Source organism: Kribbella sancticallisti, assembly GCF_039530625.1.
In the GTDB taxonomy this organism is placed as follows: domain Bacteria; phylum Actinomycetota; class Actinomycetes; order Propionibacteriales; family Kribbellaceae; genus Kribbella; species Kribbella sancticallisti.
Genome location: NZ_BAAAOS010000017.1, coordinates 467,027 through 484,243, shown reverse-complemented (window position 1 = coordinate 484,243; position 17,217 = coordinate 467,027). Strand labels below are relative to the sequence as shown.

16 protein-coding genes are annotated in these 17,217 nt (G+C 68.7%); 8 read left to right on the top strand and 8 right to left on the bottom strand.

The genetic code is table 11. The annotated features are described in order from the left end of the window. Window positions 1-33 precede the first annotated feature (33 nt). From ABD255_RS10025 to ABD255_RS10000, 6 genes are all read left to right on the top strand, one after another. Window positions 34-1,893, top strand: coding sequence for an acyl-CoA dehydrogenase (locus ABD255_RS10025; protein WP_344212184.1), 1,860 nt, complete (start codon window positions 34-36; stop codon window positions 1,891-1,893). A gap of 241 nt (window positions 1,894-2,134) precedes the next feature. Then, entirely contained in the window at window positions 2,135-3,451 is a 1,317-nt protein-coding gene (locus ABD255_RS10020; protein ID WP_344212183.1) for a hypothetical protein, read from the top strand. Continuing rightward, a complete protein-coding gene (locus tag ABD255_RS10015) occupies window positions 3,448-4,149 on the top strand; it encodes a hypothetical protein (protein ID WP_344212182.1) in 702 nt (233 codons plus the stop codon). The genes ABD255_RS10020 and ABD255_RS10015 overlap by 4 nt, the downstream gene beginning before the upstream one ends. Further along, window positions 4,146-5,381: a hypothetical protein gene (locus tag ABD255_RS10010; RefSeq protein ID WP_344212180.1), complete on the top strand. Its 1,236-nt coding sequence runs from the start codon at window positions 4,146-4,148 to the stop codon at window positions 5,379-5,381. The genes ABD255_RS10015 and ABD255_RS10010 overlap by 4 nt, the downstream gene beginning before the upstream one ends. 115 nt (window positions 5,382-5,496) lie before the next feature. Continuing rightward, on the top strand, window positions 5,497-6,267 hold the full coding sequence (locus tag ABD255_RS10005; protein ID WP_344212178.1) for a DUF4097 family beta strand repeat-containing protein: 771 nt from the start codon (window positions 5,497-5,499) through the stop codon (window positions 6,265-6,267). A 149-nt stretch (window positions 6,268-6,416) separates the two neighbouring features. Next, window positions 6,417-6,662, top strand: a complete 246-nt coding sequence (locus ABD255_RS10000; protein ID WP_344212176.1) for a DUF6458 family protein — start codon at window positions 6,417-6,419, stop codon at window positions 6,660-6,662. Here ABD255_RS10000 and ABD255_RS09995 read toward each other — a convergent pair. Next, window positions 6,652-8,433: an NHL domain-containing thioredoxin family protein gene (locus ABD255_RS09995; protein WP_344212174.1), complete on the bottom strand. Its 1,782-nt coding sequence runs from the start codon at window positions 8,431-8,433 to the stop codon at window positions 6,652-6,654. The genes ABD255_RS10000 and ABD255_RS09995 overlap by 11 nt on opposite strands. A 58-nt stretch (window positions 8,434-8,491) precedes the next feature. Then, the gene (locus tag ABD255_RS09990) at window positions 8,492-9,679 is read right to left on the bottom strand and encodes a helix-turn-helix transcriptional regulator (protein WP_344212347.1); all 1,188 of its coding nucleotides are present in this window, start codon (window positions 9,677-9,679) and stop codon (window positions 8,492-8,494) included. 78 nt (window positions 9,680-9,757) lie between these two features. Between ABD255_RS09990 and ABD255_RS09985 the strand changes: the two genes are divergently transcribed. Then, complete coding sequence (locus ABD255_RS09985; protein ID WP_344212172.1) at window positions 9,758-9,955, top strand: hypothetical protein; 198 nt, start codon at window positions 9,758-9,760, stop codon at window positions 9,953-9,955. Next, the gene (locus ABD255_RS09980; RefSeq protein WP_344212170.1) at window positions 9,948-10,169 is read left to right on the top strand and encodes a hypothetical protein; all 222 of its coding nucleotides are present in this window, start codon (window positions 9,948-9,950) and stop codon (window positions 10,167-10,169) included. Before ABD255_RS09985 ends, ABD255_RS09980 begins: the two co-directional genes overlap by 8 nt. A 212-nt stretch (window positions 10,170-10,381) precedes the next feature. Here the strand turns inward: ABD255_RS09980 and ABD255_RS09975 are convergent, their stop codons facing one another. The 6 genes from ABD255_RS09975 to ABD255_RS09950 form a co-directional block, all read right to left on the bottom strand. Beyond that, on the bottom strand, window positions 10,382-12,025 hold the full coding sequence (locus ABD255_RS09975) for a hypothetical protein (protein WP_344212168.1): 1,644 nt from the start codon (window positions 12,023-12,025) through the stop codon (window positions 10,382-10,384). A 148-nt stretch (window positions 12,026-12,173) separates the two neighbouring features. Then, window positions 12,174-13,091: a carbohydrate ABC transporter permease gene (locus tag ABD255_RS09970; protein ID WP_344212166.1), complete on the bottom strand. Its 918-nt coding sequence runs from the start codon at window positions 13,089-13,091 to the stop codon at window positions 12,174-12,176. Further along, window positions 13,088-13,987 (bottom strand): carbohydrate ABC transporter permease, encoded by a 900-nt coding sequence (locus ABD255_RS09965; RefSeq protein ID WP_344212164.1) that lies wholly within the window; start codon window positions 13,985-13,987, stop codon window positions 13,088-13,090. The genes ABD255_RS09970 and ABD255_RS09965 overlap by 4 nt, the downstream gene beginning before the upstream one ends. A gap of 46 nt (window positions 13,988-14,033) precedes the next feature. Continuing rightward, on the bottom strand, window positions 14,034-15,314 hold the full coding sequence (locus tag ABD255_RS09960) for an ABC transporter substrate-binding protein (RefSeq protein WP_344212162.1): 1,281 nt from the start codon (window positions 15,312-15,314) through the stop codon (window positions 14,034-14,036). 208 nt (window positions 15,315-15,522) lie between these two features. Beyond that, on the bottom strand, window positions 15,523-16,554 hold the full coding sequence (locus ABD255_RS09955; RefSeq protein ID WP_344212160.1) for a zinc-dependent alcohol dehydrogenase family protein: 1,032 nt from the start codon (window positions 16,552-16,554) through the stop codon (window positions 15,523-15,525). A 136-nt stretch (window positions 16,555-16,690) separates the two neighbouring features. Beyond that, a complete protein-coding gene (locus ABD255_RS09950; protein ID WP_344212158.1) occupies window positions 16,691-17,209 on the bottom strand; it encodes a flavin reductase family protein in 519 nt (172 codons plus the stop codon). Window positions 17,210-17,217: the final 8 nt, after the last annotated feature.

Below are 17,217 nucleotides of genomic sequence, written 5' to 3'. Positions count from 1 at the left end.
TCGCGCCGGAACCGAGCGGAGCGAGGTGACGGCGTGAGCCACTACAAGTCGAATCTGCGGGATATCGAGTTCAATCTGCTCGAGGTACTGGGCCGCGGCGAGGTGCTGGGTCAGGGCCCGTATGCCGACATGGACGTCGACACCGCGCGTGAGGTGCTGGCGGAGATCGACCGGCTGGCCAAGAACGAACTGGCCGAGTCGTTCGAGGACGCCGACCGGAACCCGCCGGTGTACGACCCGGCCACGCACGAGGTGCGGATGCCGGAGTCGTTCAAGAAGAGCTACCACGCCTACATGGACGCCGAGTGGTACAAGCTCGAGCTGCCGCCGGAGCTCGGTGGCCAGCCGACCCCGCCCTCGCTGCGCTGGGCCGCCGCCGAGATGGTGCTCGGCTCGAACCCGGCCGTGCACATCTACGCCGCCGGCCCGAACTTCGCCCACGTGCTGTGGCGCAACGGCACCGACCGGGACAAGAAGATCGCCCGGCACATGATCGAGCGCGGCTGGGGCGCCACCATGGTGCTGACCGAGCCGGACGCCGGCTCCGACGTCGGCGCCGGGCGGTCCAAGGCCACCCTGCAGGACGACGGCAGCTGGCACATCGAGGGCGTCAAGCGGTTCATCACCTCGGGCGAGCACGACATGACCGAGAACATCGTGCACCTGGTGCTGGCCCGCCCGCAGGGCATCGAGGGCGCCGGCGGTCCGGGCACGAAGGGGCTCAGCCTGTTCATCGTGCCGAAGTACGACTTCGACCTGGAGACCGGCGAGCTGACCGGTGAGCGCAACGGCGCCTACGTCACGAACGTCGAGAAGAAGATGGGCATCAAGGTCTCCACCACCTGCGAGATCACCTTCGGCGAGAACACTCCGGCGAAGGGCTACCTGCTGGGCGAGGTGCACGACGGCATCGCGCAGATGTTCCAGGTGATCGAGTACGCCCGGATGATGGTCGGTACCAAGGCCATCGCCACCCTCTCGACCGGCTACCTGAACGCGCTGGAGTACGCCAAGGAGCGGGTCCAGGGCCCCGACCTGACCAACTCCGCGAAGACCGCGCCCCGGGTCACGATCACCCACCACCCCGACGTACGCCGCTCGCTGCTGACGCAGAAGTCGTACTCCGAGGCGCTGCGCGCGCTGGTGTTGTTCACCGCGACGTACCAGGACCGGGCCGAGCAGGCGCGGTACGCGGGTGAGCACGACACCGAGGCCGAGGCGATCAACGACCTGCTGCTGCCGCTGGTGAAGGGGTACGGCTCGGAGAAGTCGTGGACGCTGCTGGGCACCGAGTCGCTGCAGACCTTCGGCGGTTCGGGCTTCCTGCAGGACTACCCGATCGAGCAGTACGTCCGCGACGCCAAGATCGACACCCTGTACGAGGGCACCACCGCGATCCAGGGCCAGGACCTGTTCTTCCGCAAGATCATCAAGGACCAGGGCCAGGCGCTCGGTCACCTGGCCGAGCAGATCCAGGCGTTCGTCGCCTCCGAGGCGGGCAACGGCCGGCTGAAGGAGGAGCGCGCCCTGCTCGCCAAGGGTCTCGAGGACACCCAGAAGATCCTCGGCGTGATGGGCCAGGCGCTGATGGCGAGCAACCCGCAGGCCGAGAACGGCGACCCGCGCAACATCTACAAGGTCGGCCTGAACACCTCGCGGCTGCTCTACGTGCTCGGCGACGTGGTCTGCTCCTGGTTGATGCTGCGGCAGGCCGAGGTCGCCCTGAACAGGCTGGGCGAGGACCTGTCGGCGGCCGACCAGGACTTCTACGCCGGCAAGCTCGCCGCCGCGCAGTGGTTCGTCCGGTCGACCATGCCGACGGTGCGCGCCGAGCGGATCAAGGCCGAGATGACCGACCTCGACGTGATGGACCTGCCCGAGTCGGCCTTCTGATCCCTCGGGCATCTCCCGGGGCCCGCCGATCTGCCCCTGGCTGCCCGCCGATCTGCCCTTCCCGGGTGGACCGGCAGGCGGAAGAGTTCCTGCCCGAGCGGTATCGCGTCCCTGGCCCGGTCTCCCCTGTCCGGGCCAGGGCAGCGTCCGCCCGGAACCGCAGTCGTCCGATCGGAACCGCAGTCGTCCGATCGGCGTCTGTGCTGACGTGGAATCGGGATCTCGTCGTACGCTGAGCGCGATGTTCGTCCCCTTGCGCCGCCTCGCCCTGCTGTTCGCAGTACTGGCGTTCCTGCCGCCGGCGCCGGCCCAGGCCGCCGCGCCGGAGTTGCCGGACCAGATCGCCGCCGCCTGGCGGAAGGATCCGTTGTACGTCGACCCCGCGATGCGCCCCGGTTTCCCGCGCAGCGAGCTGGACCGGATCCGTGCCGCGGCCCGCGCCGCCGGCTTCACTGTGTACGTCGCGCTGGTGCCGAACACGCCGTACACGCGTCAGGAGCAGGTCGATCTGCCGACGTTGCTGCAGGCACGTGTCGGCCAGCCGGGGCTGTACGTGATCTGGCGGGTCTCGGACGAGTACTGGTACGGCCGCGCGGAGCTGTTCCGCCCGGCCGGGCTGAAGGGCCGCGACCTGACCAGGGTCCAGCTGGACGACAAGCTCGACAACAAGATCACCAACGAGCGTCCGGCGCCGAAGATCGTCCGCACCATCCAGCAGGCCGGCACCGCGTACGACGGCCGCCCGCTCCCCGAGATCCCCGCGAGCGACCTGGAGAAGGAGTCGGTGCGGTCCGGGCGGTCGACCACCGACAAGGAGGACCTGTCGGCGTACATCGGGATGGGTGTCGGTGGAGTGATCGGCTTCCTCCTGACGCTGATCCTCGTACTCCGCCACCGCCGGCGGCCGTCCCTCGCCTCCGGGCGGTCCGGCCGGGGCAAGTCAGGCCGGGGCAAGTCGGGCCGCAGCAAGTCCGGCCGGGGCAGGTCCTCCAAGGCCGCGGCAGCCGAGCTGGAACCAGCCACACAGGTCCACCTCTCCACGGTCCGATCCCAGGCCGACCGCTGGATCCCGAAGGCAGGCCGGGCGTTGCGGACGTTGGAGAAGCGGCGGGAGCAGACGACCGACTTGCTCGACCGCCGCGACGACGCCCGGGCCCGGCTCGACGCTGCCAAGACCCTGCGGAACACCGACCCCGAGGACCTGCTCACCCTGACCGGCGCGTTCGTGCTCGCCCGGCAGGCCTTCCAGCTGGCCAGTGGCAACGACCTGGTACCGCCCTGCTTCTTCGACCCGACGCACCCGTCCGGCACGTTCCACGCGGCCTGGTCCGACGACACGGAAGTCCCCGCCTGCAAGACCTGCGCGGAGACGGTCGAGCGCGGCCGGACGCCGCGCGGGCTGCTGGTGCCGATGAAGGGACTGCTCGGCATCGACCGGGCGCCCGAGCCCTACTGGACGCTCGACCCGGAAGACAGCCCGATGGTGGCGACCGGTTTCGGCGCGCTGTCCGACGACCTGGCCGAGCGGGTCGAGCGGGTCTACGGAGGTGTCCGATGAGGTCGGCCGGTCGCGGGATGTGGCCGGGCACGTCCACGCCAAGACGCCTCACAGTGCTGCTGCTCGCCGCGATCGGACTGCTGGTGTGCGCGCCCGCGACCGCTTGGAGCATCCCAACGGACCCGCGGGTGGCGGCCGCCGTCGAGGCCTGGAAGGACCAGCCGGTGTACGTCGACCCGCAGTACGCGGTGACTGTGAACGACGAGCAGGTGCGGGCGATGGTCGAGCGGATCGGCCGGTCGGACACGCGTGTCTTCGTCGCGGTGGTCCCGAGCGGCGCCTGGTTCCAGGAGAAGGGTGACACCGCGATGCTGGCGGGCTGGCTGGCGACGGCCAATGGGAAGCCGGGGATCTACCTCGTGATGGACGGCGGTACCACGACCGGAGTCGACCACCTGGTCCGCGCGTACAGCCCCCGCAGTACGTACGGCGGCTCACGGGAGTCGATGGAGCAGCAGCTCTCGAAGTACCTGGAGGGGGTCCGGTTGAACGACCGGTACGAGGCCGAGCCGGCCCGGACCGAGCCGCTCCCGCCGCGGGAGGAACGGACGTACACCCCGGAACGCTTCACGGTCGGCAAGGCGATCGGCAACGGGGTCGGCGGAGTCTTCTTCGGCTTGTTCGGCGGCGCCGTGCTCGCTGGTTGTGTGCTGGGACTGGCGGCGCTGGTCGCCCGACGAGGTGGAGGACGGCTGTGAAGGCCAGGTATGCGCTGACTCTTGTACTGGCGCTGGTGCTCTCGCTGGCGGCCGTGCCCGCCGGGGCGGCGCCGGTCCAGACGCCGGCCGAGCGCGCTCGGGAGATCGCGACCGCGCTGACGAAGGACCCGCTGTACGTCGACCCGGCGTACAAGACCGGGCTGCCGGAGAATCTTCGGGCCGATGTGCGGGCGAAGGCCGAAGCACTCGGCTACCCGGTCTACTCGATCATCCTGCCGCTGACCCCGAGCGACGCGTTCCAGGGCAAGGAGCGCAACGTCCTGACGCTGGTGATGGACGCCCTGCGCAAGCCCGGCGTGTACGTCGTGGTCGACGGCGGCCAGCGATTCCCCTGGTTCGAGGCGAAGGACGTCCCGCAACTGGCCGAGGACCAACTCCAGAACGCCCGCGGCCACGCGCTCAAGGACACCGGGTACGACGCCGGTCCGACCGAGGTGCTCGCCCGGATGTACGAACTGCTCGCCGGCCCGCCGCTGGGTCCGGTCTCGCCGAAGAAGAACAGCCCGATCAATCCGCCGCGGATCTTCCAGCCCACCGCCGACGGCGGGTTTCCGCTGCTCGGCATCCTGATCCCGGTGATCGCGATCCTGGTCGCGCTCGGACTGATCATCGGACTGCGGCGACGGGGCAACGGTCCGCGGCGGCAGAAGCCGTTCAGCATTCCGCCGCACGTGGCCGCCACGGTGGCCGCGGAGCGCAGACGGCGGCTGACGAAGGAGACGACGGCCGAGCTCACCCAGCTCGGGTCGGACCTGGCCGCGCTGCCGACGGTCGCCGGTGAGGGTCTGCGGCATCAGCAACTCGCGCTCGACGCCCACGATGCCGCGGGCCGCGTACTGGACGCCTCGCGCGATCTGGTGGACGTGGTCGGCGCGATGGTGCTGCTGGACCAGGGACGCCGGGAGTACGACACGGCTCGCGCGCTGGCGGACGGGCGCAAGCCCAGCGCAGTACTGCCGTTGTGTGCCTTCAATCCCTTGCACGGAAGGTCTTCCGGGCGCCCGACGCCGGTCGACGCCGAGGGCAGCACGTTGGAGCTGCCGCTGTGCTCGAACTGCCGGCAGGCCCTCAAGCGCAAGACCGCGCCCGCGTCGCTGCCGGGTGACGACGGGCCCTACTGGCATGGGGACGACCTGTGGGCCCGGACCTTCTTCGGCACCATCGGCGAGGACCTGGCCGGCGCCGTCAGCCGGGGTGAGTACCGGTCCTGACCCGCCTGTCCCTGAGCCTGGCGTCAGGGCGTATCTGAGGGTTGTGCCGGATCCGGCGCCTCGTAGTACCGACCTACTGTCGAGCGACGGATAGGACGAGAAGAGGCGGATGGGGATGGCTACGACCGGGCAGGTGGGTGCGCTGCTGCTGGTGACCGGGGTGGGGCTGGCGTTCTGGACCTTCGGTGACAGGGACTCGACCAGCACGCACGAGGTGAGCGAGCAGATCAGCACGGTCCGGCTGGACTCGCCGAACGCCGACATCACCATCAAGGTGGGCGACGGCGACAAGACGACGGTCGAGGAGAAGCGCAGGTACTGGCTGGTGAAGCAGGGCGACGCGTACTCGGTGGACGGCCAGACGCTGAAGCTCGACGGTGACTGCGGCTGGCAGTGCCGGTCCGACTTCGTCGTCACCGTGCCGCGCGGGACCAAGGTGACCGGCGAGAACGGCAGCGGCGACCTGACCATCAGCGGTGTCGGCGGCGTCGACGCCACGTCGCGGTCCGGGGACATCTCGCTGACGGACGTGTCCGGCGACGTGAAGCTGAGCCTCACCTCGGGCGACGTGGAGATCGACCGGCTGACCGGCAAGCTCGACCTCGAGGCGACCTCTGGCGACGTCGAGGCGACCCACCTCAAAGGCGGCTCGGTCAATGTCGAGACCACCTCGGGCGACCTGACGCTGGAGCTCGACGAGGCCAACGACGTGATCGCGAAGGGCACCAGCAGCGACGTCGAGGTGACCGCCCCGGCCGGCGGCTACCGGATCACTACCGATACCCGCAGCGGCGAGGTCGACAACGGCCTCGGCAACGACCCCGGCGGCACCCACCGGATCGAGGCGAAGACCGTCAGCGGCGACGTGACCCTGGCCACCCGCTGAGCTGTTAGCTCAGGTTTACCACCGGGTACACCGAGAGTAAGCACGAGCCGTCCGGGCTGGGGGCGGAGATCGACACGCGTCGTTGATTGTCCCCCGGGTCAGGCGGGCGTAGCGTCGAAGTGTCCGCGACAGCTCGAGAAGGGCTCGACATGAGCATCGGTGTGGGGATCTTCCTGATGGTGGTCGGCGCCATCTTCGCGTTCGCCGTCCGTGACTCCTGGGACGCCGTCAACCTGACCGCCGTCGGCTACATCCTGATGCTCGCCGGTGCGGCCGGGATCGCGTTGTCCTTCTACATCACCAACAAGCGCCGGCGCGTCCCGAACGACGCCCTCGACCCGGCGGTCGAGGAAGAGTACCGGGTCGTCGAGGAGCACCGCGACATCAAGGAGTAGAGGCTCCCGACAGCACCAACTCGATCCGGACCGGCCCGTCGGCGGCCACCCGGACCGGCACGCCCCAGTCCTGCCGATGCAGGTGGCAGGCCGGGAACTCCGCGTCGCCCGAATCACAAGAAGCCGCCTGTACCGCGACGTGCAGGACCCCGTCCCCGACGCGTTCGTCGATCACCAGACGACGGGTGAGATCGGTCGAATCCCCCGCACCTTCCTTGAGCAGCGCCTCCGGGGTCGACGACACGAGCAGCCGGGTGGACGGCCCGTACCGGTCGTCCAGCTTCTGCCCCGGCGGCGGCGTGAACACCACCTCCAGCGTGACCTCGCCACCCGCGATGTCCATCGGCGGCCGCTGGGTCCGGGTGCTGAACTCGTCCGCCTTCGCCGAGGCGCCGAGCGGGATCCGGGTCAGCCGGTGCGCCGCCGACTCGACCACCAGCAGGTCGTTGCCTGCGACAACAGCTCCGCTGGGCTCGGCGAGACCCGTCGCCATCGTCTCGACGAGGGTGGTGCGCGGGTCGTACCGGCGTACGGCGCCGTTGTAGGTGTCGGAGATCGCCAGCGAACCGTCCGGAAGGACCGTCACGCCGAGCGGGTGCTGCAGCAGTGCCTCCTCGCCCTTGCCGTCGCGCAGGCCGAAGTCGAAAAGGCCGGTGCCGATCGCGGTGTGCACCTCAGTGTCGATCCAGCGGAGCGCGGACGTCTCGGAGTCCGCGAGCCAAAGCCGGTCGCCGTCCGACGCCAGCCCTGACGTCTGAGCGAACCATGCCTGCTCGGGCTCGCCGTCCCGGAGCCCTTCGTTGGTGGTGCCGGCCGCGATCTCGGTGGTCTTGGTGATCGGGTCGAAGGTCCAGATCTGGTGGATGCCGGCGATGGCGATCCACACCTTGTCCTGCCACCACGCGACGTCCCAGGGCGAGCTCAGGACGTCGGTGCCGTCACCGTCCATCCACTGCTCGCCGGTGCCGACGAGCGTGCTCACCTGGTTGGTGGTGAGGTTGATGCCGCGGAGGGCGTGGTTGACGGTGTCCGCGACCACCACGTCGTACCCGACCTTCTCGGCGACCTCGGCCGGCAGGACAGTCAGCCCATTCGGCTCGGAGAACGCGGCCTGCCCGGCCGGTCCGTCGACGAACCCGCGCTGTCCGGTGCCGAACCTCCTGACCACCGTGGTGGCATCGGCCGCGAGCTCGACCACGCTGTGGTTCCCCGCATCGGCCACCAGGAACCCATCGCCCAGGGCAACCACCTTCGCCGGGAACCGCAACTCGGTCGGCTCCGGCTCCGGCGCGACGTACGGGGATTTCCCGCGCGTCAGCGTGCCCGCCTTCTCGTGCTCCTCGATCAGTTGCGCCAACTGAGCATCCAAAGCGTGCGCGTGCCCCTCGCCGGAGTACTGGGCGACGATGTACCCGTTCGGATCCACCAGCACCAGCGTCGGCCAGGCCCGCGCCGTGTAGTTCTGCCAGGTGACCAACTCCGGGTCGTCCAGCACCGGATGCCCCACCTCATACCGCTCCACCGCCGCCTTCACCGCGGCCTCTTCCCCCTCATGCGCGAACTTCGGCGAATGCACCCCCACAATCACCAACGCGTCCCCGTACTTCTCCTCCAGAGGCCGCAACTCATCCAGCACATGCAGACAGTTCACACAGCAAAAAGTCCAAAAATCCAACAACAAGAACCGCCCCCGAAAGTCAGCGAGCCTCAGCTCCCTGTCCCCCGTGTTCAACCATCCCCGACCCCTGAGCTCCGGCGCACGCACATGCATACCCCCATTGTCCTCGACCCAGCCAAAAGCCCGCTGAGCCACCCATCACCGAGGTCGCTCAGGCTTTGAGGGATTCGTACGCGTCCCGAAGGTCTGCGGCCTCCGGTACGCCGCGAGCGTCGATGGCCTTGATGACCTCCTTGGCCCGCCAGAAGTTCGACGGCACCAGGCGTCCCGACCCGATCGCCTCCATGGTGGTGGCGATCGCCTCGTCGGGCTTACTGCCGGCGAGCAACGCGAGCGAGAGGTCCAGCCTCGCGGTCGCCGCACGACGGGGGCGGGGCTGCCCGTACGCCGGGGCCTCCAGCTCACGGAGCACCTGCCGTGCGATCGACTCCGCACCAGGATCACCCAGCCACGACAGCGTGGTTGCGACGTAAGCGTTGCTCTTGCCCGGGTCATACCGGTAGTGGTGCTCGGGCCTGTCCGGCACCTTCAGCGGCGCAACCAGGTGCTCGACGCGTGACAGGACCTGCAGCGTCTCGCGGGTGTGCCCAAGCCGTGCATGTGCCCGGCCCTCCTGAGCCGTGGCCTGGATGAAGGCCGAGGAGCCGTGTGGCGCCACAGCCTGCGCGCCCTGGCTGAGCTTGATCGCGCGCCGGTAGTCGCCGTCCGTGACGGCCTGCCACGCCTCGGTCTCCAGGCACCACGTCGACAGCTCCCGGTGCTCGCCGTGCTCCGCGAGCTGCGCCGCCGTCCGCAGCCGTGCAGCGGCGGCCGGCCGCTGGGCCAGGTCGATGGAGCACGTGGCCGCGAGGAGCGACAACCAGGAGCCGGTCACGACCAGACGCCGGTGCTCAGCAAGAGTCTTGCGTACGTCGAGGAGTTGGTTCACGTAGCCGAGGTGGCGTCGTACCCGGAGCAGGAGCATGTCGGGCGACGCCGTCGGATAGGAGATCGCCAGCTCGTCGACCGCCAACTCAAGCTGCTCCAACGTGGCTCGACCAACATCCGACGCGGCAACCCGCTGCCGCAGCTCGATCGCCTCAGCCTCGTTGGCATCAACGCTCGGCGTCGCCAGCCGAGCCAGGTCCTCGAAATCAAACAAACTCATCCCAAAGACAACCGCAATCCACTCCAGCCAATACCGCCGCGGCCTGCGCCGCCCCGACTCCCACCGACTGATCTCATTGCGGGTAACGGCCGGATTTCCAGACGCCCGCGACAGCATGTCCGCCAGCTGAGCCTGACTGATCTCACGCTCCGCCCGCAGCCGAGCGATCAGCCCCCCGACCCCGGTGTCCACTCCCGCCACGCCTCCATCAGGTCATTGGCCACCAGTATGGCCCCTCCCTGTCGTCACTGTCCGAAACAGGATGGCTACATGACGATAAACACGGGGCGAGGGGCCGAGCGGGGTGGTGGTCGCGCGGCCGGGACAGATGACAGGGGCTGGCCGATCCTGCACGCGGCCGACCCCTGCGACGGTCGCAATCCCGCCACCGGGCGGCCTTGCGAGCGCAGCTACCACCAGGGCCACCACCGCGACCTGGCCGGTGCGGAGTGGCTCGACGATGAGTAGGACCCGCAACGTCCGCGACCGCCAGCGACGACGCTGGTTACTGAAGACCACCGAGCTGAACCAGCGGAACGGCGTACTACCCGACGGCTACGACCCCCGCGGCGTCAGCCACGTCCTGCCCTGGTGCGTCGACGCCTACGTGTCCCGGGGTCCACTCGTACCCCCGATGTCGACCCGCCGCTTCCGCCAGCTCGAACGACGGTCCCTCTCCTAGCCGGTGGGGCGCACGTGCTGACCCTGCATCCGCGTGCGTCCCGCCTTCCAGACAACGCGTTTCGTGGATTTCGAGGACCGTCGCTCAGGTCGCACAGCGGACGTCGAGCTACAGACACACCGGCCTGGGCAGCATCCCAGTCTGATTTTCCTGTTCTTGGTCTTTCTGTTCTTGCTCTTGGTCGTTCTTGCTCTCGTCCTAGGTACCGAACCTCAGCGGGGCAGGATCAGGGTGTCGGTGAGGAGTTTGGCGGTTTTGCGGAGGGTGGGGGCGGAGGAGGCCAGTTCGGCGGCCAGGGCGAGGGGGGTGAGGGATTCGCCGGGGCCTACCAGGCGGTGGCGGTGGGCCAGGAGCCAGACGATGGCTCGGGGCCAGGTGGAGAGGCGGGCCTTGGTGAGGAGGTCGGGGGCGTCGCGGACCAGGCGTTCGGCGATGTCGAAGGCTTCGGCGGCGAAGTTGGGGCCCAGGGTTTCGCCGGCCAGGAGCCAGGCATGCGGCGCCAGGACGGACAGGGTCGCGGACTGGTTCTTGTCCAGGCCGCGGAGGTCGGGGCTGGGTGGTGAGCCGAGGCCCGCGAGGGTTCGGTAGGCCTCTTCCAGGTCGTCGCTGGTGTCGTCGAGGAAGACCCGTTCGCCGGACTTCGAGCCGATCGGGTCCGAGAGGGCGGCCGCCTCGAGGGCGGGGGTCCACACGTCGACGGCGTCCAGCGCCTCCTCGATCGCGTCCAGGTCGAGCTCAGTCCGCTCGCCGGCGAACCGCAGCCAGGCCGCGATCACCACCGGCACCGCGGCGAAGTAGGTGCTGTCGGCAAGCACCTTCCGGGGCAGCCAGTAGGACAGGAAAAGCTCCACCAGTACTGCGCTGACGCGAAGCGGCCCGCCCACCGTCTTGTCCACCGCGTGGTCGATCCACAGCCGGGCGATGTCGGCGGCATCGTCGGGAAGGTCAACGGCAGCAGGGGAAGCCAGGAACTCGGCCACCAACTGGTCCCGCTGCCGGCCGGACAGCTGGGCTCGCACCGGCGGACGGATCGGGCGCTCCGGCAGTTGAGTCAGCCGGTTCACCAACAACCCGGAGAAGAACTCGAAGTCCTCCGTCACCGGCGGATCGTCGTGGTCGTGCGTCTCGCCCAGCGCCTGCAGGATGATCCCCGCCGCTGTGGCCGGCCGGACCGTCCGCACGGTCACCCGGCCGCCCCGCTGGTAGGCCTCGACCACCCGGTCCACCGGCGGCCCGACGAACACGTCCTTGGCGATCGCGCCCTGGTTGTTGTCCACGAACACCACCACCGTGTGCGGATGCTGCTCGTCGTCGTAGTCCAGGACCACGCTCAGACCGTCGCCGGTGACGTCCTCGGACACGATCGCGCTGGTCAGCCGGAAGCTCGAGATCCGCTCCACCCAGTCGGGCACGTCGTACTGCGTCCGGGCCCGCGACAGGTGCGCCCGCTGCAGGGGAAGACGGCCCGCGGGACCGACCGTGCGGGCCAGACTCGTCAACAGGACAAAGGAATCCGGGTCCCGGCGCTCACCGAGCACCCGGGCGGCGTCGGCCCAGAAGAACCGCTCGACCTCGCCGATCTCGTCGGGCTGCCCGGCCGGCCAGAGTTGGTCCGCGAGCAGCGCGGCGGAGCGGGCGACCGAGGCCTCGGCGATGATCGGATGCAGGGCGGTGGGGGCCGCGGCGAGATCCAGCAGCAGCGTCTCCAACAGGGTGTCCAGCACAGCGACGCTCGGCGTGGTGTCGAGGTCTGTCCCTCCGACACCAGCCGAAGACTGCCCTGGGTTCGGGCCCGGACTGGAGTCGACCAGCCGTAGGTGGCTGCCGCGTCCGTCCCGGCCTCGTGACTTGGTCACTTGGGTGAGATTACCGCCGAACGACCCTCAGCCGCAGTGCGGTGCGCGCGTCCTGTGGACAACCGCCTCGACACGCCGTCACGAACGCACTACGGCCCGTGGTTCCGGTACGGAGTACCGAAAAGCCACGGGCCGTCGTAAGAAAAGGTCAGCCCTTGAGGGCGCCGGCCATCAGGCCGCCGATGAACCAGCGGCCCAGCAGGATGTAGACCAGCAGCGTCGGGAACGAGGTGATCAGCGCGCCCGCCATGCTGGCCGCGTAGTCGACCTTCTGGCCACCGGCCAGGGCCGCCAGGCCGAGGGTGACCGGCCCGTTGTTCTGCTGGGTCAGGAACAACGCGAACAGGAAGTCGTTCCAGACCGAGGTGAACTGCCAGATCAGCGTCACCACGAAGCCGGAGATCGAGATCGGCAGGATGATCCGCAGGTAGGTCTGGATCAGCCCGGCCCCGTCCACCCGGGCCGACTCGATGATCTCGTTCGGCACGATGGTGGCGTAGTAGTTGCGGAAGATCAGCGTGCAGATCGGCAGGCCGTAGATCACGTGCGCGATCAGCAGTGTCGGCACGCCGCGGGTGACGTCCAACTCCTGGAAGGTCTGGCGCAGCGGCAGCATCACGGCCTGGTAGGGGATGAACATCCCGAACAGGATGAACGCGAACACCAGGTTCGCGCCCGGGAACCGCCAGCGGGCCAGTACGAACCCGTTCGCGGAGCCGAACAGCGACGAAATGATCGCGGCCGGCACCGCCAGCGTGAGCGAGCGGACCATGTACGGCTGCAGCACGTCCCACGCCTTGCGCCACGGCTCCAGCGTCCAGGTCTCCGGCAGCGACCACTGCGCGGCGGCGGTGGTGTCGCTGGAGGTCTTGAAGCTGGTGATCAGTACGACGTACACCGGCGTCAGGACGAAAAGCAGGAACAGCAGCAGCAACAGGTACCGCACGGTTCGGCTGGTCCGGGTCGAGCCGTCGGCGATGGTGTTCCGGCGGGGCTTGCGGCTGATCGCCGCCGCGGCCTTGCCGGTCGCGGCCTCAGCCTCGGCCGGGACGTCTGCGGCGCTCATTCTTCGCTCTCCTGCCGGACGGTGTAGGCCACATAGGGAATGACGAGTACTGCGACGACGGCGAGCAGCACGATCGCGATCGCGGCCGCCTTCGCCATGTCGCTGCGGAGCAGGGTGTTCCACATGTAGATCGACGGCACCTCGGTGCGGAACTGGTTCGGCCCGGTGATCGCGTAGATCAGGTCGAACAGCTTCAGCGACATGTGGCCCAGGATGATCAGCGCGGACAGCGCGATCGGCGACAACTGCGGGAACAGCACGTGCCGGTAGAGCTTGAACTCGCTGGCCCCGTCCACCCGGGCCGCCTCGCGCAACTCGGGCGGGATGCCGCGGAAGCCGGCCAGGAACAACGCCATGATGTAGCCCGAGAGCTGCCAGACCGCGGGCAGCGCGATGGCCGCCATCGTGGTCCATCTGCTCCCGGCGGTCCACCAGGGATTCTCCAGGAAGTTCAGGTTCAGGATCGAGAACAACCTGTTCAGGCCGCGCGCGTCGTCGCCCTGGGACGGGTTCAGCAACCAGCCCCAGACGACGCCGGAGGCGATCATCGAGATCGCCATCGGGAAGAGGAAGACGGACCGGAAGACGCTCTCCCCCGGTACGCCCTTCTCCAGCAGCAGTGCCCACAGCACGCCGAAGATCAGCGTGCCCACGATGAACGCCACCGTGAGCACGCCGAGGTTCTTCAGCGAGTTGAGGAACCGGTCCTCACCGAACAGATTGGCGTAGTTCTCGAACCCGACGTAGTTCGTCGGGACCGGCCGGGCGTTGTGCTTGTCCGTCAACGAGGTGTTGAAGGTCCAGGCGATCAGCCCGTAGACGAAGTACCCGAGCAACAGCACCGTGGGCAGCAGCACCAGCGCCCCTGGCCCCCAGGTGCGGATTCTTCCGTGCATCGCTCAGGACTCCCGGTCGGTATCGGTCGGTGAGGACACCTGCGGATCAGTTCGGCTTGGCCGCGGCGACGAGTGCCTTCTGCAGCGTCGCGACGTCCATGCCACTGCTGAACTGCCCCATCGCCGACAGGATGCTGTCGTTCTGACCCAGCGTGCACGCGGCACCGTGGGCGCAGGACGGCACGATCTTGTTGGACTTCCAGTCGGCCATCGCGGCCTGCTGGTACTTCGGGTAGTCCGTGGCGACCGCGTCCGAACGGGCCGGGATCGAGCCCTTCTTGGTGTTGAAGGCCTTCTGGCCCTCGGCGCTGCCGACGACCTTCAGCCAGCACTTCGAACCCTCGGGGTTCTGCGCACCGGTCGGCAGGGTGAAGGAGTCCGCCAGGTACTGGAAGTTGCCCTCGGTGCCCGGCGCCGGCCAGTACGTGTAAGCGCTGTCCGGCACCTTGTCGGCCAACTGCTGCGCGGCGACCCAGTCACCCATCAGCGTGTAGGCGGACTGTCCCTTGTTGACGTACTGCAGCGCGTCCGGCCAGTCGATCGCCTCGCGGTCGGCGTTGCTGTAGGACAGCACCTTCTTGAACTTCTCCAGCGCGGCGGTGACGTCGGCGCCGGCCATGTCGGTCTCGCCCTTCCACAGACCGGTGAACTTGTCCGGACCGAGCTCGGCGAGCAGCACGGCCTCCATCACCATCTCCTCGGCGAAGCCCTTGGAGGTGGCCAGCGGGGCCTTGACCCCGGCCGCCTTCAGCTTCTCCATGTCGGCGATCCACGCGTCGACCGAGGCCGGCGCCTTGGTGCCGTCGATCCCGGCCCGCTTCAGCACGGTCGGGTTCGCCCAGACGACGTTGGCGCGGTGCACGTTGGCCGGCACCGAGTAGATCTTGCCGTCGACGGTCAGGTTGTCGATCAGGCTCTTCGGGAACGCCTGGTCCAGACCGAAGTCCTTGAACTGCTGGCTGACGTCGTCGACCTGGCCGTTCTTGATGTAGTCACCGAGTTCGGCGCCGGCATGGGCCTGGAACGTCGACGGCGGCTTGTTCGCCGCGAGGTCGTTCGCCAGCACCTGCTTGGCGTTCGAGCCGGCGCCACCGGCGACGGCGGAGTTCACGAACTTGAAGTCCTTGCACTCGGTGTTGAACACCGAGACCAGACCGTCCAGCCCGGCCTTCTCGCCGCCATCTGCCCACCAGGTGAAGACGGTGACGTCCTTGCTGGCCGTACCGCCGTCCCCGCTGCCGGAGTCGTCACTGTTTCCGCAGGCACTGACCGCGAGAAGACCCACGGCACCCATCACCGCGAAGGTCTTGCTCCAACCACCACGCATTTTTTCACTCTCCGATCAGCTCGTGGAGCTGTCTGACAACGAATGCCCCCTTGACGGCCCCAACTCTGGGCACGGGGCCGGTCAGGTGTCAACGCTCCGCGCAGGCGCGTTGCGCAGACGTGATCCCTTGTGCACGTCTCGTATGAGAGCGCACACATACTGCCTCGTAAGGCCTCTTGACGAGGTGGTCTACCCACTTGGACCGACATCAGGGACGCAGCAGCACCTTGATCGCGCGCCGTTCGTGCATCGATTTGTAGCCCTCGGCCACCTGTTCCAGCGGCAGTTCCTGATCGAAGACCAGCCCCGGATCGATCGCTCCCGACAAGACGTCCGCCATCAGCGCCGGCAGGTACGCGCGCGCCGGGGCGACCCCACCGGCCAGGCCCACATTCCGGCTGAACATCCGCCCGACCGGTACCTCGACCCCGTGCGGCACGCCGACGAACCCGACCATGGCACCGGGCCGGGCGATCGCGAACGCGGTCTTGAACGACTGGTCGGTCCCGACGCACTCCAGTACGGCGTCCGCCCCCACCCCGTCCGTCAACTCCAGTACCGCGGCCTTCGCCTCGTCGCCGCGCTCGGCAATGATGTGCGTGGCCCCGAACGCGCGCGCAATTTTCTGCCGCGGCTCATGCCGCGACATCGCCACGACGCGCTCAGCACCCATCCGCACAGCGGCCAGTACCCCGCACAGACCGACCGCGCCGTCGCCCACCACGACGACGGTGTCGCCGGGCTTCACCCGCGCGGCGAGAGCGGCATGCCAACCGGTGCCCATCACGTCGGACAACGTCAGCAGCGACGGCACCAGCGAGTCGTCCGGCACCTCGGGAGTGGCGACCAGCGTGCCGTCGGCCCACGGCACCTTCGCATACTCCCCCTGGCCGCCGTCGGCCTCCGAACTACCGATCCCGACGATGTTCTGGCAAACGGACTGCAGGCCGGCCAGGCAGTTCGGGCAGGTTCCGTCACTGGCGACGAACGGGGTGACAACGAAGTCACCCGGACGCACGGTGCGGACCTCCGAACCGACCTCCTGGACGATCCCGACGTACTCGTGCCCGATCCGGCTGCCGGGGGTGATCTTGTTCTCGCCGCGGTACGGCCACAGGTCGGATCCGCAGATGCAGCCGGCCACGATCTTGATCACCGCGTCCGTGGGTTTGCTGATCACCGGATCCGGGACCTCGCTCAGCCGGACGTCGAACGGCGCATGAATCGTGGTGGCACGCATGTCCCCACCTTAAGCAGCCACCGCCCGGTCCCGGGACCGATTCAGGCCGGAATCACCTCGAAAACCGCGCTACCGGACGCCAGGGCGTCGATTTGCAGGCTAACGAATACGGGCGCTGCCGCGCGTGCGTTGCCTGCTACAGCGTGGTGTAGCGGCCGCGGCGGTGGATCAGTGGGACGACCTCGTCGGCGGCGAGTTCGACATGGACCAATTCCAGTTGCACCTGCAGAGCCCAGCCGACCTCGGGCGGATCGTTGTCGACCAGCCGGCACCCGGCCCAGGTGCTCACTCCGACCGGAGCAGGTCCCCACTCGGTGTCGATCCAGTCGATCATCCGGAACGGCCCGCCCGGCGCGGGAGCCACGTAACCGAAGGCGTCCGCGAGCTGCTGGTGCGGACCACCGAGCAGGCTGACGACCGCGGTCCTTGCCTCACGCAACGTTTCCCACAGGTCCGAGTCCGGATCGATCAACCCGATCACGTACCCCGGCTCGCCGTCGGCCACCAGCATCGAGGACACGGTCAGCCCGGCCCGCTTCCCGTCGTACTGCGTGGTCCACAGCCCGACCGGCGACGGCAACCGCCCGCGGAGCCGCCGGACCGGACTCCGCTCCGACTCCGGCGGCAGGAACGGGTGATCCCCATGGATGGTCATACCCCGAA